Below are 21,891 nucleotides of genomic sequence, written 5' to 3' on the forward strand. Positions count from 1 at the left end.
GCCGGCCGGCCGGCGTCCCGCTGCCGTGCGTGTACGCACGGGACGGGTGGGACCCCGGGCGTCTCCCTCGTCACACCAGTCACAGAACGCTGGAGTCGCGCGCGGAGGTGCCGATACCACTCTCTCGGGGTGAGTGGGGCGACACGCCGCCCGCGTCAGTTGACCGCCCTGGGGGCCCGGCTTACGGTCGCGGACAACACCGGTGTGACTCGTGGGGAAGCGAGAGCACTCCGGGACGCTCCGCCGCGCCCGTGGCGGGACTCGAAGGAGGACGCTGACGTGAGCGACCAGAGCGAGGGCTCCCAGGGTCAGCTCTTCAGCGACGCCGCCGTGGGGGTGACGGACTACGACGAGGTCGACACCGACCTCGTCGGGTACCGCGGCCCGACGGCGTGTGCCGCAGCCGGGATCACCTACCGCCAGCTGGACTACTGGGCCCGTACCGGTCTGGTCGCCCCCTCGGTGCGCAGCGCCACCGGGTCGGGGACACAGCGGCTGTACTCGTTCCGCGACATCCTGGTGCTGAAGGTGGTCAAGCGGCTGCTCGACACGGGGGTGTCGCTGCAGAACATCCGCAAGGCCGTCGACCACCTGCGCAACCGCGGGATCAAGGACCTCGCCAACGTCACGCTGTTCTCCGACGGGGCGACGGTCTACGAGTGCACCTCGGCCGAGGAGGTCGTCGACCTGCTCGCCGGCGGGCAGGGCGTCTTCGGCATCGCGGTGTCCGGCGCGCTGCGCGAGCTGTCCGGTGAGCTGGCCGAGCTGCCCGCCGAGCGGCTGGACGGCGCGCCGCTGCACGCGGCCGACGACGAGCTGTCCCTGCGCCGGCGGCGCCGCGCGCAGACCGCGTAGCCGACCCGCACGTCCGGGAGGGGCGTCCCGCGCAGTGCGGGACGCCCCTCCCGCGCGTCCGGGGGACCCGGCCCGCCCGGCGGCCGTGCGCAGTCCGCCGTTCGCACGCGGGAGGCGCTGGTAGCGTCGTGGCAGTGGCGGACGCTGCTCACTCCCTCCCCTCGTTGCGCTCCCTGAGCCCCGCGGGCTCCTTCGCCGGCCGGCACATCGGCCCTCGGGCGGACGAGACCGCCGCGATGCTCGAGGCCGTCGGCCACGACTCGCTGCAGTCGCTGGTCGACGCCACCGTCCCCGAGGCGGTGCGCGACCGCGACGAGCTCTCGCTGCCCCCGGCCGCCGACGAGGCCACCGTGCTCGCCGAGCTGCGCGAGCGGGCCGCGGCCAACCAGGTCACCGTCCCGATGATCGGGCTGGGCTACTCCGGCACGGTCACCCCGGCGGTCATCCAGCGCAACGTGCTGGAGAACCCGGCCTGGTACACCGCCTACACGCCGTACCAGCCCGAGATCAGCCAGGGCCGGCTCGAGGCGCTGCTGAACTTCCAGACGATGGTCGCCGACCTCACCGGCCTGCCGGTCGCCGGCGCCTCGATGCTGGACGAGGCCACCGCCGCGGCCGAGGCGATGACGCTGGTCCGCCGTGCCGGGCGCGCGAAGCCCGACGCGGTGTTCGTCGTCGACGCCGACACGCTGCCGCAGACCCTCGCGGTGCTCGAGACCCGCGCCGAGCCGCTGCGCATCCGGCTGCACGTGGCCGACCTGTCCGCCGGCTGGCCGGCCGACCTGCCCGAGGCCGGCGCGTTCGGCGTGCTGGTGTCCTACCCGGGCGCCAGCGGCGCGGTCCGCGACCACCGGGCGCTCGCCGACGCCGCGCACGCCGCCGGCGCGGCGGTCGTCGTCGCCGCCGACGTCCTGGCGCTCACCCTGCTCGAGGCGCCGGGCGCGTGGGGCGCCGACGTCGCCTGCGGCAGCACCCAGCGCTTCGGCGTCCCGCTGGGCTACGGCGGCCCGCACGCCGGCTACCTGTCGGTGCGCGAGGGCCTGGCCCGGCAGCTGCCCGGCCGGCTGGTCGGGGTGTCGGTCGACGCCGACGGCGACGTCGCCTACCGGCTGGCGCTGCAGACCCGCGAGCAGCACATCCGCCGGGAGAAGGCGACCAGCAACATCTGCACCGCGCAGGTGCTGCTCGCCGTCATGGCCGGCGCCTACGCCGTCTACCACGGGCCCGAGGGGCTGACCGCGATCGCCGCCCGGGTGCACCGCAGCGCGCTGGCGCTGGCCGGGTGGCTGCGCGCCGGCGGCGTCGACGTCGTGCACGAGTCGTTCTTCGACACCGTGCAGGCCCGGGTGCCCGGCCGGGCCGACGAGGTGGTCGCCGCGGCCGCGGCCCGGCGGATCGACCTGCGCCGGGTGGACGCCGACACCGTCGCCGTCGCCTGCGACGAGACGACGACGCCCGCTGTGCTGCGCCAGGTGGCCGAGGCGTTCGGCGTCGCCGCGGACGAGTCCGCCCTGGACGACGACGGTCCGGACGCGCTGCCCGCCGCCCTGCGCCGGCGCACGCCGTTCCTCACCCACCCGGTCTTCTCCGCGCACCGCTCGGAGACGGCGGTGATGCGCTACCTGCGCTCGCTGTCGGACAAGGACCTGGCGCTGGACCGCACGATGATCCCGCTGGGCTCGTGCACGATGAAGCTGAACTCCGCCGTCGAGATGGCCGCGATCACCTGGCCGGAGTTCGCCGGGCTGCACCCCTTCGCCCCGGCCGAGCGGGCCCGCGGCTACCGGCGGCTGATCGACGAGCTGTGCACGTGGCTGGCCGAGATCACCGGGTACGCCGCGGTGAGCGTGCAGCCCAACGCCGGCTCGCAGGGCGAGTTCGCCGGGCTGCTGGCGATCCGCGGCTACCACGCCTCCCGCGGCGAGTCGCACCGCGACGTGTGTCTCATCCCGTCCTCGGCGCACGGCACCAACGCCGCCAGCGCGGTCATGGCCGGGATGCGCGTCGTGGTGGTGGCCTGCGACGAGGCGGGCAACGTCGACGTCGCCGACCTGCGGGCCAGGATCGACCAGCACGCCGAGCGGCTGGCCGCGATCATGATCACCTACCCGTCGACGCACGGGGTGTTCGAGACCGAGGTGCGCGAGATCTGCGCCGCGGTGCACGACGCCGGCGGGCAGGTGTACGTCGACGGCGCCAACCTCAACGCGATGGTCGGGTTGGCGCGGCCGGGCCGGTTCGGCTCCGACGTCAGCCACCTCAACCTCCACAAGACCTTCTGCATCCCGCACGGCGGCGGCGGGCCCGGCGTCGGCCCGATCGGCGTCCGGGAGCACCTGGTGCCGTTCCTGCCGGGCCACCCGCTGGCCGACACCGGCGGCTCCGGCCCGGCCGTGTCGGCCGCGCCGTGGGGGTCGGCCGGGATCCTGCCGATCTCGTGGGCCTACCTGCGGCTGATGGGCCCCGACGGGCTGCGGCGGGCCACCGAGCACGCGGTGCTGGGCGCCAACTACCTCGCCGCCCGGCTGCGCGAGCACTTCCCGGTGCTCTACACCGGCGCCGGCGGGCTGGTCGCCCACGAGTGCATCCTCGACATCCGGCCGCTGACCCGGGCCACCGGGATCACCAACGACGACATCGCCAAGCGGCTGGTCGACTTCGGCTTCCACGCGCCGACGATGAGCTTCCCGGTCGCGGGCACGCTGATGGTCGAGCCCACCGAGAGCGAGGACAAGGCCGAGCTCGACCGGTTCGTCGAGGCGATGGTGACCATCCGCGGCGAGATCGAGCAGGTGGCGTCGGGGGAGTACGACAGGGCGGACAACCCGCTGCGCAACGCCCCGCACACGCTGAAGATGCTCGCCGGCGACTGGGACCGGCCCTACCCGCGCAGCGCCGCGGTGTTCCCGGTGCCCTCGCTGGTCACCCGCGGCTACCTGTCGCCGGTGCGCCGGATCGACCAGGCCTTCGGCGACCGCAACCTGGTCTGCTCCTGCCCGCCGCCGGAGGCGTTCGCCGAGCCGGAGCCCGCGCACGCGCCGCGGACGCACGTGCCCGACCGCGGCGAGGGCGCCCCGGACGACCTCGGCACCACCGCCGACGTGGTGGGCGCCCAGGCGTGATCCCGCACGAGACCGGCGGTGTCGTGGCCATCAGCCGCTGACGGCCACGACACCGCTGATCTCGTTGCGTCCCGGACAGTCGCGCCAGGGCAGCCGCGTCAGGGGAGCGGCGTCCGCCCGGCGGCGGAGGCGATGCCGAGCCAGGTGTGCCGGTTGCCCGCCCAGCACCAGCCGACCTTCGCGGTGCCCCGGCGTCCGGGGCCGTCGCGGCCGGTGCCGTTGCTGATCCACAGCGCCGGGGTGCGGGCGTCCAGCGACCCGTTCGCCCGCCGCAGCCGGGAGCCGACGGTCATCGTGCAGGCGTTGCGCTCCAGCAGGTCCGGGCGCTGCAGCAGCCAGGTGAGGCCCTCGGTCACCGTCAGCGGCGTCCGGCCGGCGGCGCGGATGCGGGGCAGCGACTCGTCGGGCGTGCAGCTGCGGTACGCGTCGCCGCGCTCGGGGGCGGAGAGGGCGTAGACGCCGGCGGGCGGGGCGGCGTCGTCCAGCGGGGCGAAGGCGTCGAGGTCGGTCATGTCCACGACCACGAACACCGGCCGGTCCCGCCAGGACACCAGCTCCACCAGGGCGGTGGCCGGCAGCAGGGACGGCGCGAGGACGAGCAGCCCGTCGTCCGGGACGCCCGCCGCCCGCGCGCGCAGCTCCGTCGCCGACAGGCCCGCGCGCTCGTGGGCGCCGGCGGCGACCAGCCGCTCGGCCTGCTCGGCGGGGGCGGGGAGGGACAGCAGGGGAGTCGGCACGGGGCACCTCCGGCGACGGGGACGGACGGCGGACCAACGCCCCTGGGCGTGGTCCGGTTCCGACCTCTGGCCCGTCGACGCCGCTCCCCGCCCGGGTGGACGATCACCCCATGGCGGTGAGGGCGGGACGGGTGCGGCGGACGGCGTGCGCGGCGGTGCTGGCCGCGGGGGCGGCGCTGCTCGCCGCGTGCGGGGAGGGCGGGGAGGAGGCGGCCGGTCCCGGGGACGTGAGCCCGGCGGCGGCCACCGAGGAGGCCCCGGCCCCCACCCCGAGTCCCGCGCCGGCGGAGGACCCCGGCACCCCCGCGGAGACGCCGGCCGCCGGTGACCTGGGCGACCGGCTGCTGCCCGCCGAGGCGTTCGGCCCCGACGCGTCCGTCGTCCGGCTCGACGACCCCGACCACGACGGCGACGACGACTGGTGGCACGGCGGGTGGCACGGCGGCTGGGGCGGCTGGGGCTGGGGCTGGGGTGGCTGGCACGACCATGACGACGACGGCGAGCACGACGGCCTGCCCGACGGGGTGAGCGTGGAGCCGGCCGCGTGCGCCGACGTGCTGGAGGCGCTGCCGGAGCCCGCCGAGGACGCCGCCGACCCGGTCGTCGCCGCGCAGGCCGCCCGCAGCGGCGACGTGCACACCTACCAGGTGGTGGCCGAGTCGCCGGAGCTCGCGGGGCTGACGCTGCCGGTCGACCAGCTGCTGGGCGCCTGCTCGTCGGTGACGGTCACCGCGCCGTTCGGCTGGGACGCCACCGCGCAGCTGGCGCCGCTGGACCTGCCCGCGGTCGGCGGCGGGAGCGCCGGCCTGCAGGTCACGGTCGAGGGCTGGGGCGACACGGTCACCATGCTGGTCGGCGTCGCCGTGGAGGGGTCGCGCGGGCTGTTCCTCACCCAGACCGCCGGGCCCGGGGACCCCGCGCCCGACGCCGCGGCCTTCGCCGGCCTGTTCGGCGACGCCGGGGCGGCCGCCTTCGGCTGAGTCCCCCGGATGGACGACCGGGCGCCCGTCCCCTCACCGGAGGGGACGGGCGCCCGGTCGCGTGCGGGGCGCCCTAGGCGGGGACGAGCCCGGCGGTCCGCCACTGGTGGTGGTCGGCGACGGCGCGGCCGTCGGGGAGCAGCTCGCCGTCGTCGTCGAAGAGGACGACGCCGTTGCACAGCAGGCTCCAGCCCTGCTCCGGGTGGCTGCTCACGACGACCGCGAGGTCACGCGCGTCGGTGCTGGCGTCGGGGCAGGGGGTGGGGTGTACGCACATCAGGAGGACTCCGGATAGGGCCGGCGGCGGGACCACCGCCATCACTGACGGTGAGTGTCCGGTGACAGGACGCCTCCGAGTGTGCGCCGCCCCGGAGGTGGTGTCCGGTGACGAACCTCACCACCTGACCCGATCGGGTCGTCAGTCCTCGCCATGGCGGCACCGGCGCCGGGCGGCGCACCATGCCCGCCGCCCGACCCCTTGTGACCGTTATCCCCAACTCAGCCGCCGGAGGGAGCAGCCGGGGGAAGACGGCGGCGAGGGGAGGGGGTCAGAGCTTGCGCAGCAGCACCCGGCGCACCGAGTGGTCGGCCGCCTTCTGCAGCACCAGCCGGGCGCGGGAGCGGGTGGGCGCGATGTTCTGCCGCAGGTTGGGGCCGTTGACCGCGGCCCAGATCGACAGCGCGGTGGCGCGGGCGTCGTCGTCGCTGAGGTCGGCGTAGCGGTGGAAGTAGGCGGAGGTGTCGGCGAAGGCGGTGCGCCGCAGGGCGAGGAACCGCTCGACGTACCACTGCTGGATGTCGGCCTCGGCGGCGTCGACGTAGACGGAGAAGTCGAAGAAGTCCGAGAGGAACACCTCGGGCAGCCGGCCGTCGTCGCGGCGGCCGGCCTGCAGCACGTTGAGCCCCTCGAGCACCAGGACGTCGGGCCGGTCGACCACCTGCCGCCGGCCGGGCAGCACGTCGTAGGACTGGTGGGAGTAGACCGGCGCGCTGACTTCGCCGCGACCGGACTTCACGTCGGACAGGAAGCGGATGAGCGCGCGCCGGTCGTAGCTCTCGGGGAAGCCCTTGCGGGCCATGAGGCCGCGGGCCTCGAGGACGGAGTTGGGCCACAGGAAGCCGTCGGTGGTCACCAGGTCCACCCGCGGGGAGCCGGGGGCCGCGGCCAGCAGGGTCTGCAGCAGCCGGGCGGTGGTGCTCTTGCCGACGGCGACGCTGCCGGCGACCGCGATGACGTAGGGGACCTTGGCGGTGGTGTCGCCGAGGAACCGGTTGCGCGCCGCCCACAGCCGCTGGCTGGCGGTGACGTGCAGGTTGAGCAGCTCGGCCAGCGGCAGGTAGACGGTGGCGACCTCGTCGAGGTCGATGCGGTCGCCCAGGCTGCGCAGCGCGCGCAGGTCGGCCTCGTCCAGCGGCAGCGTGCGGGTGGCGGCGAGCGACCGCCACGCATCGCGGTCGAACGCCGCGTAGGGCGAGATCGAGGGGCGGGTGCCGGCCGTCACGGCTCCCATCGTGCCGCCCGGGTCCGCGGCCCTTCGCCGCCGGGTCACCCGCGGGGGTGGGGAACCGGCCCCGGCCGGGCTCGGCCGGCGCCGTCGCAGGCGCCCGCGTCTAGGGTGCCGGTGTGCCGACGCGTCCCGTACTGCTCGACCGCGTCGAGCAGTACGCCGCCGCCGCGTCGCTGCCCGACGCCCCGCCGGTCGCCGCCGGCCCGCTCGACGTCCCGATCGGCCCGCCCGCCTGGCCGTTCCCGGCCCGCCCGCGCCCGGGCACCCGCCGGGTGACCGCCGACGACGTCCGCGCCGCGGTGGCGCTGCAGGAGGAGGCGGGGCTGCCGGCCGCCGTCGAGTGGGTGGTGGAGCGGACGCCGACGCTGGGCGCCGCGGCCCGCGAGGCCGGGCTGCTGGTCACCGAGTTCCCGCTCTTGGTCGCCGACGAGCCGGTCGAGCTGCTGCTCCCGCACGGGGTGCGGCTGTACCTGGTCGGCGGCGAGGACCCGCGGCTGCCGCACTACCAGCACCTGCTGGAGAGCGGCTTCGCCCCGCACGCGGAGGGCGGCGCGGGGGTGCCGGAGGACACCGGCCCGCCGGACGAGGCGCGCACCGCCGTCCTGCGCGAGCGGGTGGCCAGCGGGCGCACCGTGGTGATGGTCGCCGTCGAGGACGGTGAGCCGGTCGCCGTCGGCTCGCACCAGCCGGTCGACGTCGACGGCGCCGAGATCAGCGAGGTGGTCGGGGTGGCCAGCTCGCCGCGCCGCCGCGGCCGCGGGGTCGGCGCGGCGCTGGCCTCGGCGCTGGTCACCCAGGCCCGGGAGACCGCGGAGCTGGTGTTCCTCACCGCCGGGGACGACGACGTCGCCCGGGTGTACGAGCGGGTCGGCTTCGCCTGGCTCGGCTCGACCGGCGTCGCCGCCCGCCCGCCGGCCTGAGCCGCCGCGGGGCGCCCGGGGCGGCTCGGTCGGGCCCCGGGCGCCCCCGCGGGAGGTCAGTCCTGGACGTACACGGGCACCAGGACGGCGCGGGCCAGCGTGTGGCCGAAGAGGTTGAAGCCGTGGAAGGCGGGGCTGGCGTCGTCGGGCACGCCCATGTCCTCGACGTCGAGGGCGTGCACCACGGTGAAGTAGCGGTGCCGGCCGTGGCCGGCCGGGGGCGCGGCGCCGACGTAGCCGGGGAAGCCGGCGTCGTTGCGCAGCTGGCGGGCGCCCGCGGGCAGGCCCGCGCCGTCCCGGGTGCCGGCGCCGGCGGGCAGCTCGGTGACGTCGGCGGGGATGCCGGTGACGATCCAGTGCCAGAAGCCGGAGGCGGTGGGCGCGTCGGGGTCGTAGACGGTGACCGCGAACCCCTTGGTCTCCTCGGGGAAGCCCGACCAGGACAGCTGCGGGGAGCGGTCCTCGCCGCCGGCGCCCATGACGCCGCTGACGCAGTGCGCCGGCAGCACCTCGCCGTCGGTGACGTCGGTGCTGGTGACGGTGAACGACGGGACGGGCGGCAGGAAGTCGTAGGGGCTGGGCGGCTGGGGCCGGTCGGGCATCGGGGTCCTCCCATCGGGCGTGCGGGGCGGCCGGTGCCGTCCCGGCGCCGACCCTAGGCAGCCGGTCCCCGCCGCGCGCCCCGGATCCCGCGCGTGGTCCCGACGGGTCGCCGGGGGCGGGCGTGGGTAGCGTCCGCAGCGTGCTCGGACTCCCCGACGGCATCCGCGTGTGCCTCTTCGACATGGACGGCGTGCTCACCCGCACCGCCACCGTGCACATGGCCGCCTGGAAGCGGACCTTCGACGAGTTCCTCCGCGGCCGGGAGCCGCAGGCGCCGGAGTTCACCCAGCTCGACTACAACCGCTACGTCGACGGCAAGCCACGTGCCGACGGCGTCCGCGACTTCCTCGCCAGCCGCGGCATCACGCTGCCCGAGGGCTCGCCGCAGGACCCGCCGGACGCGCAGACCGTGCACGGCGTCGGCCGGCGCAAGAACGAGCTGCTGCTCACCGAGCTCGAGGAGCACGGCGTCGAGGTCTACCCCGGGTCGATGGCGTACCTGCGCGCGGTCAAGGACGCGGGCCTGGGCACCGCGGTGGTCACCGCCTCGGCCAACGGCGAGCAGGTCATCGCCGCCGGCGGCTTCGCCGACCTCATCGACGCCCGCGTCGACGGCGTGGTGACCGCGCGGGAGGGGCTGCGCGGCAAACCCGCCCCCGACACCTTCCTGGCCGGCGCCCGCGCCCTCGGGGTCGAGCCCGCGGCCGCCGCGGTGTTCGAGGACGCGCTGGCCGGTGTCGCGGCCGGGCGGGCGGGGCACTTCGGGTTCGTCGTCGGCGTGGACCGGGTCGGGCAGGCCGGCGCGCTGAAGGAGAACGGCGCCGACGTCGTCGTGACCGACCTCGACCAGCTGCTGGAGGACCGCACGTGACGGAGGGGAGAGCGACCTTCCCGGTCGAGCCGTGGTCGCTGACCGAGATCGGCCTGGACCACTCGTCGCTGGGCGTGCACGAGTCGGTGTTCGCGCTCGCCAACGGGCACGTCGGCCTGCGCGGCTCGTTCGAGGAGGGGGAGCCGGTCGTCGTCCCCGGCACCTACCTCAACGGCTTCTTCGAGGAGCGGCCGCTGCCCTACGCCGAGGCCGGCTACGGCTTCCCCGAGCAGGGGCAGACCGTCGTCAACGTGACCGACGGCAAGCTGGTCCGGCTGCTGGTCGGCGACACCCCGCTGGACCTGGACTACGGCGAGATCGTGGAGCACCGCCGGACCCTGGACCTGCGCCGCGGCGTGCTGCGCCGGGTCACCGAGTGGCGCTCGCCCAACGGCCGCACGGTGCGGGTGACCAGCACCCGCCTGGTGTCGCTGCGCCGCCGCTCGATCGCCGCCATCGAGTACCAGGTCGAGTGCACCGACGACCGGGGCGACCTCTACATCGCCCTGCAGTCGGACCTGCTGGCCAACGAGCCGGTCGACAGCGGCAGCGAGGGCGACGACCCGCGCGCGGCGGCGGCGCTGCGCCGGCCGCTGGCCAACGAGTTCAGCGTCGCCCGGGGGCGGCGCGCCGTCATGGTGCACCGCACCCGGCGCAGCCACCTGCGGATGGCCGCGGGGATGGACCACGTCGTCGACGTGCCCGACACCGCCACCGAGGACATGGAGGCCGGCGAGGACCTCGCCCGCTACACGCTGGCCGCGCGGCTGCCCGGCCACGGGTCGGGCGTGAAGCTGGTCAAGTTCCTCGCCTACGGCTGGTCGTCGCGGCGGTCGGCGGCGGCGCTGCGCGACCAGGTGGAGGGCGCGCTGGCCACCGCCAAGCTGGCCGGCTTCGCCCGGCTGGCCGACGAGCAGCGGCAGGTCCTCGACGAGTTCTGGGCCGGCGCCGACGTCGAGATCGACGGCGACGACGAGCTGCAGCAGGCCGTCCGGGTCGGGGTCTTCCACCTGCTGCAGGCCGGCCTGCGCGCCGAGCGGCAGCCCATCCCGGCCAAGGGGCTGACCGGCCCCGGCTACGACGGGCACACCTTCTGGGACACCGAGACCTACGTGCTGCCGGCGCTCACCTACATCGCCCCGCACGCCGCCCGCGACGCGCTGCACTGGCGGTACTCGACGCTGGACAAGGCACGGGCGCGGGCCCGCGTGCTCGGCCTGCACGGCGCGGCCTTCCCGTGGCGGACCATCCGCGGCGAGGAGACCTCCGGGTACTGGCCGGCGGGGACGGCGGCCTTCCACATCAACGCCGACATCGCCGACGCCGTCGTCCGGTACCTGCACGCCACCGAGGACGAGGAGTTCGACCGCGACTTCGGCGCGGAGCTGCTCATCGAGACCGCCCGGCTGTGGGCGTCGCTGGGCCACTTCGACGAGGAGCACGGCTTCCGCATCGACGGCGTCACCGGCCCCGACGAGTACACGGCCGTGGTGGACAACAACGTCTACACGAACCTGATGGCCCAGCGGAACCTGCGCGAGGCGGCCGTGGCGGCCGACCGGCAGCCCGACGTCGCCGGCCGGCTGGAGGTCACCGAGGACGAGGTGGAGACCTGGCGGCGGGCGGCGCGGCTGATGGCCGTGCCCTACGACACCCGGCTGGGCGTGCACATGCAGTCCGACGCGTTCACCCACCACGAGGAGTGGGACTTCGCGAACACCCCGCGGGAGTGCTACCCGCTGCTGCTGCACTACCCGTACTTCGACATCTACCGCAAGCAGGTGGTCAAGCAGGCCGACCTGGTGATGGCCCTGCACCTGCGCGGGGACGCGTTCACCTTCGAGGAGAAGGTCGCCGACTTCGCCTACTACGAGGCCCGCACGGTGCGGGACTCCTCGCTGTCGGCGGCGCAGCAGGCCGTGGTGGCCGCCGAGACCGGGCACCTGGAGCTGGCCTACGACTACTGGGCCGAGGCCGCGCTCACCGACCTGCAGAACCTGCACGGCAACTCCGGGCACGGGCTGCACATCGCCTCGATGGCCGGCGGCTGGACGGTCGCCGTCGCCGGGTTCGGCGGGATGCGCGACCACGACGGGCACCTGCTGTTCGCGCCGCGGCTACCCGAGCGGATCACCCGGCTGCGCTTCCGGCTGGCCTACCAGGGCCGCGTCCTGCAGGTCACCGTGACCCGGGAGCAGGCCACCTACCGGCTGCTCGACGGCGACCCGCTCGACGTGCACCACCACGGCCGCCGGGTGACCGTGGACCACGAGGACCTGGTGGTCGACGTCCCGCCGGCGCCGGACACCGGGAAGGTCACCCAGCCGCACGGCGCCGAGCCGCGGCGGCGCAGCCCGTACTCGTCCTGAGCGGGGTCAGAGGAGCAGCCACCGGGCGGCGAGGCCGAGCGCGGCGAGGTCGACCAGCAGGAACACGCCCACCCACAGCAGCGCGGGCAGCCGGGTGAGCCGGGCCAGCTGGTCGGCGTCGGAGTCCGGCGCGGCCCGCCGCCGGCGCGCGCCCTGCAGCTCGAGCACGGTGCGCGGCGCGGCCAGCAGCAGGAACCAGGTGACCGCCGCGGCGACGGCGGCCTGTCCGGCCGGCGGCAGCCACGCGGTGACGGCGACCAGGCCCGCGCCGGTGACCAGCACCGCCCACAGGCCGTAGAGGTTGCGGATCTGCAGCAGCAGGAGCGCGAGCAGGGCCAGCAGCGCCCACAGCACCCCGACGGCGTGCCCGGCCGCCAGCAGCGCCGCGGCGCCCAGCCCGAACAGGCCCGGCCCGACGTAGCCGGCCGCGCAGGTGAGCACCATCCCGGCGCCGGTGGGCCGGCCGCGGGAGACGGTGAGCCCCGAGGTGTCCGAGTGCAGCCGGATGCCGGCCAGCCGGCGGCCGGTGGCCAGCGCGGCCAGGCCGTGCGCGCCCTCGTGGGCGATGGTCACCACGGTCCGCGCCGGCCGCCACAGCGCGGGGGCGGCCACGACGAGCAGCGCGACGGCGGCGGCCCCGGCCAGGACGGTGGGCGGGAGGGGCGCCTCGGCCGTCACGCGGGTCCACAGGCGGTCGACGGCGTCCATCCCGGCGAGTCAACCGCACGGACCCGGGAGGAGCCCGGAGGCCGACGGACCGACGTGTCGTCCGTTATCCCCCACTCCTCGGGCGTACCGGACGGCGGCCCGGCGGGGGAGGGGGGCGGCGAGGGCGGGGCAGATCACGTCCCCGCGGCCTGCGCGCCCCCCGGGTGGTCGCCGATCCTGGCGGTATGACGACGTCGCTCCCGGTCGCCGCCGCACGCCTCCCGGTCACCGTCTCCTTCACCCGCCGGGCCGATCCGGCGCACACCCGGGAGATGACGGCGTGGATCCGGGCCGGCCTGGCGATGGCCGAGTCCTTCCCGGGCTTCCTCGGGGCTGGATGGGTGCGCCCGCGCGGCGGCTCGGACGAGTGGCACATGCTCTGCCGCTTCGCCGACCAGGAGGCGCTCGACGCCTGGGAGGTCTCGGCGGAGCGCGCCTGGTGGCTGCGCTCGGCGGAGGGGCTGGCCGAGGTGACCCGCACCGAGCGCCGCACCGGCATCGAGGGCTGGTTCGACCAGCCGGTGAGCGCCGAGGTCGCCACCCCGGCCGGGCCGCCGGCGCCGCCGCGGTGGAAGCAGGCGACGACGATCTGGCTGGTCTTCTACCCGCTCAACCTGCTGGCCACGGTGACCCTCGGGGCGCTGCTGGCCGCCGTGCCCGTGGCGCTGCGGGTGCTGGTCGTGACGCTGGCGCTCACCCCGGTGATGACCTACCTGCTGCTGCCGTGGATCACCCGCCGGCTCGAGTGGTGGCTGCACGGCCGCTCCTGGCGCGACCGCCGTCGCTGAGCGGCCCGGGACCCGTCCCGTCCCGCCTTCGACCGTTATCCCCAACTAACCGCGCCCCATACGGCTGGGTACGACGGGAGAGGGAAAAGCCGGCGACGCCGGGAGGGACCCCTGCCACGCTGGTCGGGTGGACCTCCCGGCGCTGCTGCTCGCGCTGCCCGCCTTCCTGGGCGCGGTGCTGCTGATCGCCGCGACCCCGGGGCCGGCGGTCGCACTCATCGTGCGCCGGGCGGCCCTGCGCGGGACGGTCGCCGCGGTGCCGACGGTGCTGGGGCTCGAGGCCGGGTTGTTCGTCTGGGCGCTGCTGGCCGGCGCGGGGGTCGCGGCCGCGGTCGCCGCCTCGGAGGCCGGCTTCCTCGTCCTGCGGGCCGTCGGGGCGGCGGTGCTGCTGTGGCTGGGCGGCCGGGCGCTGTGGCGGGCGCTGCGCGGCGGTCCGGGGCCGGAGCCCGGCACCGCGGTGGGGCCGGTGCGCCGGCGGTGGCCCGGCGCGTTCGCCGAGGGGCTGCTCGTGCAGCTGGCCAACCCGAAGCTGGCCGTCTTCATGATCGCCTTCTACCCGCAGTTCGTCCCGGCCGGCAGCTCTCCGCTGCCGACCGCGGCGCTGCTGGGGCTGCTGCAGGTCGCCGTCGAGACGGCGCTGTACCTGGGGCTGGCGGCCGCCGTCGGCCGGGCCGGCGGCTGGTTCCGGCGTCCCCGGGTGCGCCGCGGCCTCGACGCGACCTCCGGCGCGGTGCTCGTGGGCCTGGGCGTGCGGGTGGCGGCCGCCTCCCGCTGAGAGCCCGACGGGCCGGGAACGCGGACGGGCCGGGGAGCGTGCGCTCCCCGGCCCGTCGTGCGGCGGTGGTCAGGCGTCCGTGCGCTGCAGCGCCGCCAGCTCCCGGGCCACCATCTCCTCGTGCGCCTGCTCGTCCTGGCGCGCCCGGCGCGGGCTCCACCGGCCGGCCATCACGAAGACGAACGGCAGGAACAGCACCTGCCCGGCGACGCACACCCACCACCAGCGCTGCCACTGGTGCGGGTTCTCCTCGGCGGCCGTGGCGACCTCGTCGCCGTGGGCCGCGAGGTAGGCGAGGTCGTCGGCGGGGATCGCGGCGTTCGCGTCGGTGAGCACCGTCGCGTAGCGCTGCACCAGCGCGAGGTCGGCCTGCACCGCCGGGTCGCCGAGGCTGACCAGCAGCTGCGTGGCGGTGCCGGCGTCGACGCCGAGGGCCTGCGCGATCTGCCCGACGGCGGCGGCACCGGCCGCGGCGTCGGCCGGGTCCTCCTGCAGCGCGGCCAGCGTGGCCGGGTCGACCGCCTGGGCGGCGGCCAGCTGGGGCGCCCGGTCGCGCACCGCCGTGGAGACCGCGGCGGCCTCGTCGGCGTCGGCGCCCTGCTGGGTGGCCACGGCGCCGAGGGCGGTGGCCAGCGCCTCGACGTCGGTGGGGTCGGCGGCGAGCGCCTCGGACGCCTCCGGCGGCACGGCCGACAGGACGGCGACCTCCTGCGGGTGCGCCTCGACGATCTCGGTGACCCGCGACCCCTGGTCGACCAGCACCGAGGTGGCCGGCACGACGAGGGTGAAGACCGCCAGCGACGCCGTCACCACGATCCGCAGCAGCCAGCCCCAGATGGCCAGGCCGGTGGCCGTCGCGGCCGGGTTGTGCCGCTCGACGGTCTCGGTGAAGGAGGCCATCCAGGCGACGTAGGCCATGCCGCCGCCGGCCGCGGACAGGATGAAGTAGACCGCGATCGTGTAGTAGCCGGTCTCCGGCTTCGTCGCCGACAGCGCGAACAGCACCGAGCCCACCAGGCCGACGAGCGTCCCGACGACCATGAACGGCTTGCGCACCCGGAACCGGTCGGTGAGCACGCCGGTGACCACGAGCGCGATCGCGTTGGTCACCCAGTACCAGTTGGCCAGCGCGTTGGCGCGCTGCTCGGAGTAGCCGAACACGGTGGCGAAGTAGACGACCGCGAAGCCGACGAGGATGTAGTAGAGCAGCAGGAAGATGCTGATGGCGAAGGCCGACCCGACGACGTCGAAGCGCAGCATCTGCCGCCAGTGGCCCTTCAGCGCCTGCTCGGTGTCCAGGCCGCGGGCCCGGGCCTCGACCAGCGCGCGGTCGCGCATGCTGACCATGAGCTGGTCGCGCAGGGCGGGGGAGAGCTCGCGCAGCCCGACCAGCGCGACGAGGAAGACGACCAGGCCGGCGACGCCGCAGACGTAGAACTGCCAGCGCCAGTCGGGGTGGTCGTCGAGAGTGTTGCTGGACACCGTGGTGACCACGAGGCTGCCCAGCACCGGGCCGAGGGTCCAGAAGCCCATGGCGACGCCGCGGCCGACCTGCGGGGAGAAGTCGCGGATCAGCGCCGGGGTGGCCACCAGCACGACGCCCTCGACGAAACTCAGCACCGCGAACAGCACGGTGAAGGCGGTCTTGTCCGGCGCGTGCGGCAGGCCGACCAGGAGGATCAGGCCGGTGATGAGCAGGCCGCCGACGACGAGGTTGGCGCGGCCCCAGCGGTCGGCGAGGCCGGCGAACAGCGAGGCGAAGGCGCCGACCAGGTTGCCGATGACGGAGACGAAGACGTAGCCGGTGAACGAGTAGCCGAGCTCGGCGATGATCTGCGTCGCGACGGCGCCGCCGACGTAGAGCTCGTAGTACAGGACCACCGTGGCCAGCACGGTGATGCCCAGGTACAGCGACCGGGGACCGGTGTCGGGATAGCGGTCGAGCTTGCGGTCCCACATCCGGCGCAGGCCCCCACCGCCGGGTGGCGTGGGCGTCTCGCTCGGTCGGACGTCGGTAGCGGTCACGTGCGGTCCCTTCCCGGCGCAGCGCCGAGCACGGGGAGGAGACGGCCCGGTCGGGCCGCCGGTGTGGCGCGGAGCACACCGGCGCGGAACGTAGCGGCGGACTGTTGCAGGGGTCAACGGAACCGGGAGGTGTCGTCACCGGACCGTGACCGATTTCCATCGAACCGTTATCCCGAACTCACGAGCTGAGAAGGAAGGCTGGGGGAACCGGCGACGACGACGGGAGGGCTCCGGGTGGCGGGTGCCGGGGGAGTGGTCGCCCGGCACCCGAGGCCCGGGCCGCCCCGGCGTCGGGGTGGTCGACCCCGCGGTGCTGCCGACACGCCGTCGGGGATCGCGGGCCCGCTGCTGGGGCCGGGCGAGACTGTCCGCCGCCGGCGCCCGGGCTGGACGGGGCAGCGGCCGGGCGCTCGAGCCCGGCGACGGCGGCCAGGGTGGGTCGGCGCGAACGGACCCGAAAGCGCCGTTCCACGAGGAGCACATTGCTCCGTTATCCCCAACTTCTTGTCGACCCAGACGGTGGCAAGACCCGTGAGGAAACAGTTGGAGGACAGGGGCTCCCCGGCCGGGGGTCCCTCCGGGCCTCCCACCGCGCCGGGGGAGGGCGGTGTGGCACCCGGGGACCGGGCCGGTAGCCCCGGCACGGGTCGGGGGAGCGGGCTCAGTGCCCGCGGGACGTCCGGCCGGCCGCACGCAGGCCCTCGCCGAGGAGGACGAACGCAGCCACCGCGACGACGAGGACGAGGCTCGGCGCGACGAGGGCGTGCGGCGCCCGGGACGCCGCCTCGCCGCCCTGCTGCAGCAGGATGCCCCAGGACTCGGTGGGCCGCTGCAGCCCGACCCCGGCGAAGGTGAGCACCGCCTCGGCGGAGATCAGCACGCCCGCGTAGGCGCTGGCGAACACCAGCAGAGGGCGCACGGCGTCGGGCAGCACGTGCCGGAGGACCAGCCGCAGCGACCCGGTGCCCAGAGCGCGTGCCGCGGTGACGTACTCGAGCGCCAGGACCTGCCGGGTGGCGGCCCGCATGACGCGCACCATCGGCGGCCAGCTGAACACCGCCAGCACGGCGACGACCTGCCACACCCCGCGCCGGTCGGTCGCGCTGAGCAGGACGACGCCGCCGAGCACCAGCGGGATGCCCGACCACACGTCGGTCAGCCGCGAGACGACGCCGTCGGCCCAGCCCCCGGCCGCGCCGGCCACCGTCCCCAGCACGACGGCGAGCAGGCCGCTGAGCACGATGACGGCGACGGCGAGCAGCAGCGACGTCCGCGCGCCGTGCACCGTCTTGGCGAGCAGGTCGCAGCCGAACAGGTCGAAGCCGAAGGGGTGGTCCCAGGACGGCGCCACCAGGGAGTCGGCCAGGTCGCAGGAGCGGGGGTCGGCGTCGGTGAAGGCGCCGGGCGCCAGCGCCGTCGCGGCGAGCAGCCCCAGTACGGCGACGGCGACGACCAGTGGTGCGTTCCAGCGCCCCGCCGCCGGCCGGACCTCCTGGGGCCCGGGGAACGAGGACGGCACCGGCGGAGTCTGACCGAGCGGGTGCCGCGCCGTCGACCGGGATGATCACCGTGCTGCCACGATGTCGCCCGTGGTCGCGTTCGCCGCCCGCCGGTCCGGGCAGATGCTGCTCAGCCTGTGGGCCGCGGTGACCCTGGTGTTCGTCGCCGTGACGCAACTCCCCGGGGACCCGGTGCGGGCGCTGTTCGGGTTCCAGCCGCCGCCCCCGGCGCTCCACGCCCGCATCCGCAGCGAGTACCGCCTCGACGAGCCCCTGCCGGTCCAGTACGGGCTCTACCTGCGCGACCTGCTGACCGGCGACTGGGGGCGCGGGCTGCCCTCCCTCCGGGGCGACGCCGTGGTGCCCGGGCCGGCCGTGCTCGACGTCGTCACTTTGACCGCGCCGGTGAGCGCGGCCCTGCTGGCCGGCGCGGTGGTCGTGCAGCTCGTGGTGGGCGTGGTCGCCGGGGCGCTGGCCACGAGCGGGCGGTGGACGGGCACGGGCGTCTACGCGGTCGCCACGGTGCTGGTGGGCACGCCGGTCGTCGTCGCGGCCTACCTGCTGCGGTTCGTCTTCGTCTCCGAGCTCGGCTGGGCGCCGTTCGACGGCCGCACGGGGGAGCCGGCGGCCTACGTCCTGCCCGTGCTGGCCCTGGCGGCGCTGTCGACCGGCTACGTCGCGCTCATCACCCGCGCCGAGGTCGGGGACACGCTGCGGTCGCCGTTCGTCCAGGCCGCGCGCGGCCGCGGGCTGTCGCGGTCCCGGGTGGTCGGCGTGCACGCGCTGCGGCCGGCGCTGACGCCGGTGGTGACGTTCGTGGCGGCCAACCTGGGCCAGCTGTTCGTGGGGCTGATCGTGGTCGAGGGCGTCTTCGGCATGCCCGGCGTGGGGGCGGCGATCCTGGGCGCGATCGAGGCGCACGACCGGGCGCTGCTGGTCGGGCTGACCACGGTCGTCATCGCCGCGGTCATCGTGGCGAACGCGGTCGCCGACGTCGCCGCGGCGGCGGTGGACCCGCGCGTCCGGCTGGGTCCGGCGACCTGATCAGGCGCGTGGGGAGGGGTCCCTCTCCACGCTAGTTGACATAATGTGCATTATCGGCGATGGGTTCAGGAGCTCGAGAGGGGCCGTCCGGACGCCGGACTGCCGCCTCGGTCCAGGTGTCCGGTCCGCCCGTCGGCGGCCGGTCGTCGCGTGCGCCGACAAGGTGCTCGTGTCGTCGTGCTCGTGTCGTCGTGCCGCGGCGGGTCGCCTGCGCACGCGACGTCGTGTCGGCCCGCACCCAGGCGTCCCCGTCGGTTCCTCCACCCGGACCTCGTGCACGACTCCGCGACCCCCGTCGCCGCCCGGTCACCCGTCGGCCGGCCACCTGTGCGTCCCGGCCCGGCCGTGCCCCCGACGTCCCGGTGATCGCCCGGGTGCTCGTCGACGGCCGATCCGGGCCCCGCTCCGGCCGGGATCCCCTCCTGCCCGCACCCGGCGACACCCCTGTCATTTCGTCACTGTGACGTTATGCCGGTGGTGTGGGCGGCTTCGACGGGCGGCCCGCCCGGTGCCTGCTTAGGGTCGAGGACATGGAACTCCGACGCCCGATCGCCGCACTCATGACCGCGCTGGCGCTGTTCGGAGGGGGCGCGACGCTCACCGCCTGCAACGCGGCCGGTGACACCCAGAACGACGGCACCACCGACGACAGCGAGAACACCGGCGGCAACGACCCGGCCGGCGAGTCGCAGGACAACCTGCCGGACAACAGCAACCCGGAGCAGGACGCGCCCGAGGACCAGGACGACGACACCCAGGACCCGGACTGACCCGGCGCTGACGGGCCGGCCCGGACACCCGGGTCAGCCGGCGGCGCGCTCGGAGACCCAGAGCTTGTCGAGCCGGCCCGTGGAGTGCACCAGGTCGGCCAGCGACCGCTCGAGCTCGGCCTTGGTGTGCCGCTCGCCGAGCAGCGTCTGGACGTCCTCGAGCGCGCAGCGCAGCTGGAACAGCCGGTCCTGCAGCCCGTCGAGCTCGGCGCGGCGCACGAGGACGACGTCGTCGGAGAGGCCGGCCTTGGCGACCGCCGTGCGCTGCTCGTACGCGCGCTGCCGGCACGCCTGGCCGCAGTACATCCGCGGGCGGCCGACCGACCCCGCCTGGGGCAGCACCCGCCGGCACCACCCGCAGCGCCGTTCGGCCCCGCTCCCCTGCCGTCCCGCCGTCGTGTCCGCCTTCCCTGCCGTCCCGTCGGTCCCGACCACGCGGTCGGCGTGCTGCTTGCCCACGCCGGGCACGCTAGACGCCGGTACCGACAGTCCCGGCGGACACGCCCGACCCGCCGGGAGAAGGGGCTGGTGAGCGCGTCGCGGCGGCCGGTTAGCGTGTCGCCCGTGCCCCCCGCCCGGTTCGCCTTCCTCGACGCGCCGGCGCCGCTGGCGATGGCGCACCGGGGCGGGGCGATCGAGCACCTGGAGAACTCCATGCCGGCCTTCGAGGCCTGCGTGAAGATGGGCTACCGGTACATCGAGACCGACGTCCGGGTGACCGCCGACGGGGTGGTCGTCGTCTTCCACGACCCGGCGCTGGACCGGGTCACCGACCGCACCGGCCGGATCGAGCAGCTGCCGTGGGCGGAGGTCGCCGCGGCCCGCATCGGCGGCCGGGAGCCGATCCTGCGGCTGGAGGAGCTGCTCGGCGCCTGGCCCGACGTCCGGTTCAACCTCGACATCAAGGCCGCCGGCGTGCTCGCGCCGCTGGTGCGCGTGCTGCGCCGGATGGACGTCCTGGACCGGGTCTGCCTGGCCTCGTTCTCCGACGCCCGCGTCGCCGCCGCCCGGCGGCTGCTGGGCCCCACGGTGTGCACGTCGCTGGGCCCGCGGGGCGTGGCGGCGCTGCGGCTGTCCTCCTACTCCCCCCGCGCGGCCGGGCTGGTGCGCATGCAGGCCGGCTGCGCCCAGGTGCCGCTGCAGCTGGGTGGCCGGGCGCTGGTCGACGAGCGGTTCCTCGCCGCCGCGCACGCCCGCGGTCTGCAGGTGCACGTGTGGACCGTGGACACCCCGGAGGAGGCGACGGCGATGCTCGACCTCGGCGTGGACGGGATCATGACCGACCGCCCGGCCATGCTGAAGGAGATCCTCGAGGCGCGCGGCCAGTGGGTGGGCCGGTGACCGGTCTGCTCCAGCGGCTGGCCACGGGGGTGAGGGAGTGGCGGCCGACCCCGCCGCCGCTGCCCGACCACCTCGAGGCGGTGCTGCACGACGGCGACCCCGAGTGGTTCGCCCGCGAGCTGGCCATCGCCGCCGCGCCGCCGTGGGACGTGTGGCTGCTCCTGCTGCGCCGGTTCTCCTGGCTGGTCGACCTGTTCGGCCGGGTGGAGGTCACCGGGTGCATCCCCGAGGAGCTGCGCCGCGGGCCGCTGCTGCTGGCGGCCAACCACGTCGGCGACTTCGACCCGTTCCTGATCGCCGTCGCGCTGCACCGGCTGGGCGTGGTGCCGCGGATCATGGCCACCGGCGGGATCGTCTCCGCGCCGGTGGTGGGGCCGCTGCTGGAGCGCGCCGGCGGCATCCGGGTGGAGCGCGGCACCGAGGTCGCCCGGCACGCGGTGCGGGTCACCGAGGTGGCGCTGGTGCACGGCGGGCACGTCGTCGCCTACCCCGAGGGGCGGGTCGGGCTGGCGCCCGACGGGTGGCCCGAGCGCGGCCGCACCGGGATGGCCCGGCTGGCGCTCGGCGTCGGGGTGCCGGTGATCCCGGTCAGCCAGTGGGGCGCCCAGGAGGTGCTGCAGTACGGCAACGACTGGGGGAAGCTGCGCACCCTGGCCCGCTCGCTGGTGCAGCGGCCGGTGCTGCGGGTGCACGTCGGCCCGCCGGTGTACCTGGCGGACCTGCGCCTGGGCCGGGTGGGCGACGCCAACCGGGCGCGGATGCGGATCGCCGCGGCGATCACCCGCGGTCTGGTGCCGCTGCGCGCGGCCAGCCGGCCGCTGCACCCGGACCCCACCCGACCCACCAACGGCGCCGCGGCGTTCCCCGGCGGCGTCGTCCCCCCGGACATCCCGTGACGAGGCCTCCCGTGACGAGGCCTCCCGTGACGAGGCCTCCCGTGACGAGGCCTCCCGTGACGAGGCCTCCCGTGACGAGG

Annotated in this window: 20 protein-coding genes; 12 read left to right on the forward strand and 8 right to left on the reverse strand. The window is 75.9% G+C overall.

Annotated elements, in window-relative coordinates; translation table 11 throughout:
* The first annotated feature begins 279 nt into the window (after positions 1-279).
* Positions 280-855, forward strand: coding sequence for a MerR family transcriptional regulator (locus ACI8AA_RS20225; protein ID WP_457046164.1), 576 nt, complete (start codon positions 280-282; stop codon positions 853-855).
* A 134-nt stretch (positions 856-989) separates the two neighbouring features.
* Positions 990-3,977 carry an aminomethyl-transferring glycine dehydrogenase gene (gene gcvP / locus ACI8AA_RS20230; protein WP_457046165.1) on the forward strand — a complete coding sequence of 996 codons (2,988 nt, stop codon included), beginning with the start codon at positions 990-992 and terminating at the stop codon, positions 3,975-3,977.
* A 98-nt stretch (positions 3,978-4,075) separates the two neighbouring features.
* Here the strand turns inward: gcvP and ACI8AA_RS20235 are convergent, their stop codons facing one another.
* Entirely contained in the window at positions 4,076-4,714 is a 639-nt protein-coding gene (locus tag ACI8AA_RS20235) for a DUF5701 family protein (RefSeq protein ID WP_457046166.1), read from the reverse strand.
* Between the two features lie 110 nt (positions 4,715-4,824).
* Between ACI8AA_RS20235 and ACI8AA_RS20240 the strand changes: the two genes are divergently transcribed.
* Positions 4,825-5,694 carry a hypothetical protein gene (locus ACI8AA_RS20240; RefSeq protein WP_457046167.1) on the forward strand — a complete coding sequence of 290 codons (870 nt, stop codon included), beginning with the start codon at positions 4,825-4,827 and terminating at the stop codon, positions 5,692-5,694.
* A gap of 73 nt (positions 5,695-5,767) precedes the next feature.
* On the opposite strand, the gene ACI8AA_RS20245 is transcribed toward ACI8AA_RS20240, so the two are convergent.
* Together ACI8AA_RS20245 and coaA are read right to left on the reverse strand one after the other, a co-directional pair.
* Entirely contained in the window at positions 5,768-5,971 is a 204-nt protein-coding gene (locus ACI8AA_RS20245) for a DUF5999 family protein (protein ID WP_457046168.1), read from the reverse strand.
* 271 nt (positions 5,972-6,242) lie between these two features.
* Entirely contained in the window at positions 6,243-7,205 is a 963-nt protein-coding gene (gene coaA / locus ACI8AA_RS20250) for a type I pantothenate kinase (RefSeq protein ID WP_457046169.1), read from the reverse strand.
* A 113-nt stretch (positions 7,206-7,318) separates the two neighbouring features.
* Between coaA and ACI8AA_RS20255 the strand changes: the two genes are divergently transcribed.
* Positions 7,319-8,122 (forward strand): GNAT family N-acetyltransferase, encoded by an 804-nt coding sequence (locus ACI8AA_RS20255; RefSeq protein ID WP_457046170.1) that lies wholly within the window; start codon positions 7,319-7,321, stop codon positions 8,120-8,122.
* A gap of 56 nt (positions 8,123-8,178) precedes the next feature.
* Here the strand turns inward: ACI8AA_RS20255 and ACI8AA_RS20260 are convergent, their stop codons facing one another.
* A complete protein-coding gene (locus ACI8AA_RS20260) occupies positions 8,179-8,724 on the reverse strand; it encodes a YbhB/YbcL family Raf kinase inhibitor-like protein (RefSeq protein WP_457046171.1) in 546 nt (181 codons plus the stop codon).
* A gap of 140 nt (positions 8,725-8,864) precedes the next feature.
* Between ACI8AA_RS20260 and ACI8AA_RS20265 the strand changes: the two genes are divergently transcribed.
* Both ACI8AA_RS20265 and ACI8AA_RS20270 read left to right on the forward strand, forming a co-directional pair.
* Positions 8,865-9,596, forward strand: a complete 732-nt coding sequence (locus ACI8AA_RS20265; RefSeq protein WP_457046172.1) for a beta-phosphoglucomutase family hydrolase — start codon at positions 8,865-8,867, stop codon at positions 9,594-9,596.
* Complete coding sequence (locus tag ACI8AA_RS20270; RefSeq protein WP_457046173.1) at positions 9,593-11,965, forward strand: glycoside hydrolase family 65 protein; 2,373 nt, start codon at positions 9,593-9,595, stop codon at positions 11,963-11,965. Before ACI8AA_RS20265 ends, ACI8AA_RS20270 begins: the two co-directional genes overlap by 4 nt.
* Positions 11,966-11,971: 6 nt before the next feature.
* On the opposite strand, the gene ACI8AA_RS20275 is transcribed toward ACI8AA_RS20270, so the two are convergent.
* Complete coding sequence (locus ACI8AA_RS20275; protein WP_457046174.1) at positions 11,972-12,673, reverse strand: M50 family metallopeptidase; 702 nt, start codon at positions 12,671-12,673, stop codon at positions 11,972-11,974.
* 185 nt (positions 12,674-12,858) lie between these two features.
* On the opposite strand from ACI8AA_RS20275, the gene ACI8AA_RS20280 reads away from it, so the two are divergent.
* Together ACI8AA_RS20280 and ACI8AA_RS20285 are read left to right on the forward strand one after the other, a co-directional pair.
* On the forward strand, positions 12,859-13,461 hold the full coding sequence (locus ACI8AA_RS20280; protein ID WP_457046175.1) for an antibiotic biosynthesis monooxygenase: 603 nt from the start codon (positions 12,859-12,861) through the stop codon (positions 13,459-13,461).
* 127 nt (positions 13,462-13,588) lie between these two features.
* Positions 13,589-14,236 carry a LysE family translocator gene (locus ACI8AA_RS20285; protein WP_457046176.1) on the forward strand — a complete coding sequence of 216 codons (648 nt, stop codon included), beginning with the start codon at positions 13,589-13,591 and terminating at the stop codon, positions 14,234-14,236.
* A gap of 69 nt (positions 14,237-14,305) precedes the next feature.
* Here ACI8AA_RS20285 and ACI8AA_RS20290 read toward each other — a convergent pair whose 3' ends face one another.
* Both ACI8AA_RS20290 and ACI8AA_RS20295 read right to left on the reverse strand, forming a co-directional pair.
* Positions 14,306-16,261, reverse strand: a complete 1,956-nt coding sequence (locus tag ACI8AA_RS20290; RefSeq protein ID WP_457046177.1) for an MFS transporter — start codon at positions 16,259-16,261, stop codon at positions 14,306-14,308.
* Between the two features lie 661 nt (positions 16,262-16,922).
* Complete coding sequence (locus ACI8AA_RS20295; protein ID WP_457046178.1) at positions 16,923-17,780, reverse strand: ABC transporter permease; 858 nt, start codon at positions 17,778-17,780, stop codon at positions 16,923-16,925.
* A gap of 70 nt (positions 17,781-17,850) precedes the next feature.
* On the opposite strand from ACI8AA_RS20295, the gene ACI8AA_RS20300 reads away from it, so the two are divergent.
* Both ACI8AA_RS20300 and ACI8AA_RS20305 read left to right on the forward strand, forming a co-directional pair.
* Complete coding sequence (locus tag ACI8AA_RS20300) at positions 17,851-18,804, forward strand: ABC transporter permease (protein ID WP_457046179.1); 954 nt, start codon at positions 17,851-17,853, stop codon at positions 18,802-18,804.
* A 530-nt stretch (positions 18,805-19,334) separates the two neighbouring features.
* The gene (locus ACI8AA_RS20305; protein ID WP_457046180.1) at positions 19,335-19,574 is read left to right on the forward strand and encodes a hypothetical protein; all 240 of its coding nucleotides are present in this window, start codon (positions 19,335-19,337) and stop codon (positions 19,572-19,574) included.
* Positions 19,575-19,607: 33 nt separating this feature from the next.
* On the opposite strand, the gene ACI8AA_RS20310 is transcribed toward ACI8AA_RS20305, so the two are convergent.
* Complete coding sequence (locus ACI8AA_RS20310) at positions 19,608-20,033, reverse strand: hypothetical protein (RefSeq protein WP_457046181.1); 426 nt, start codon at positions 20,031-20,033, stop codon at positions 19,608-19,610.
* Between the two features lie 105 nt (positions 20,034-20,138).
* Here ACI8AA_RS20310 and ACI8AA_RS20315 point away from each other — a divergent pair, with 105 nt between their 5' ends.
* Both ACI8AA_RS20315 and ACI8AA_RS20320 read left to right on the forward strand, forming a co-directional pair.
* Positions 20,139-20,915, forward strand: coding sequence for a glycerophosphodiester phosphodiesterase (locus ACI8AA_RS20315; protein WP_457046182.1), 777 nt, complete (start codon positions 20,139-20,141; stop codon positions 20,913-20,915).
* Positions 20,912-21,811 carry a lysophospholipid acyltransferase family protein gene (locus tag ACI8AA_RS20320; RefSeq protein ID WP_457046183.1) on the forward strand — a complete coding sequence of 300 codons (900 nt, stop codon included), beginning with the start codon at positions 20,912-20,914 and terminating at the stop codon, positions 21,809-21,811. Before ACI8AA_RS20315 ends, ACI8AA_RS20320 begins: the two co-directional genes overlap by 4 nt.
* The last annotated feature ends 80 nt before the right edge of the window (positions 21,812-21,891 follow it).

The organism is Geodermatophilus sp. SYSU D01180 (assembly GCF_054050415.1).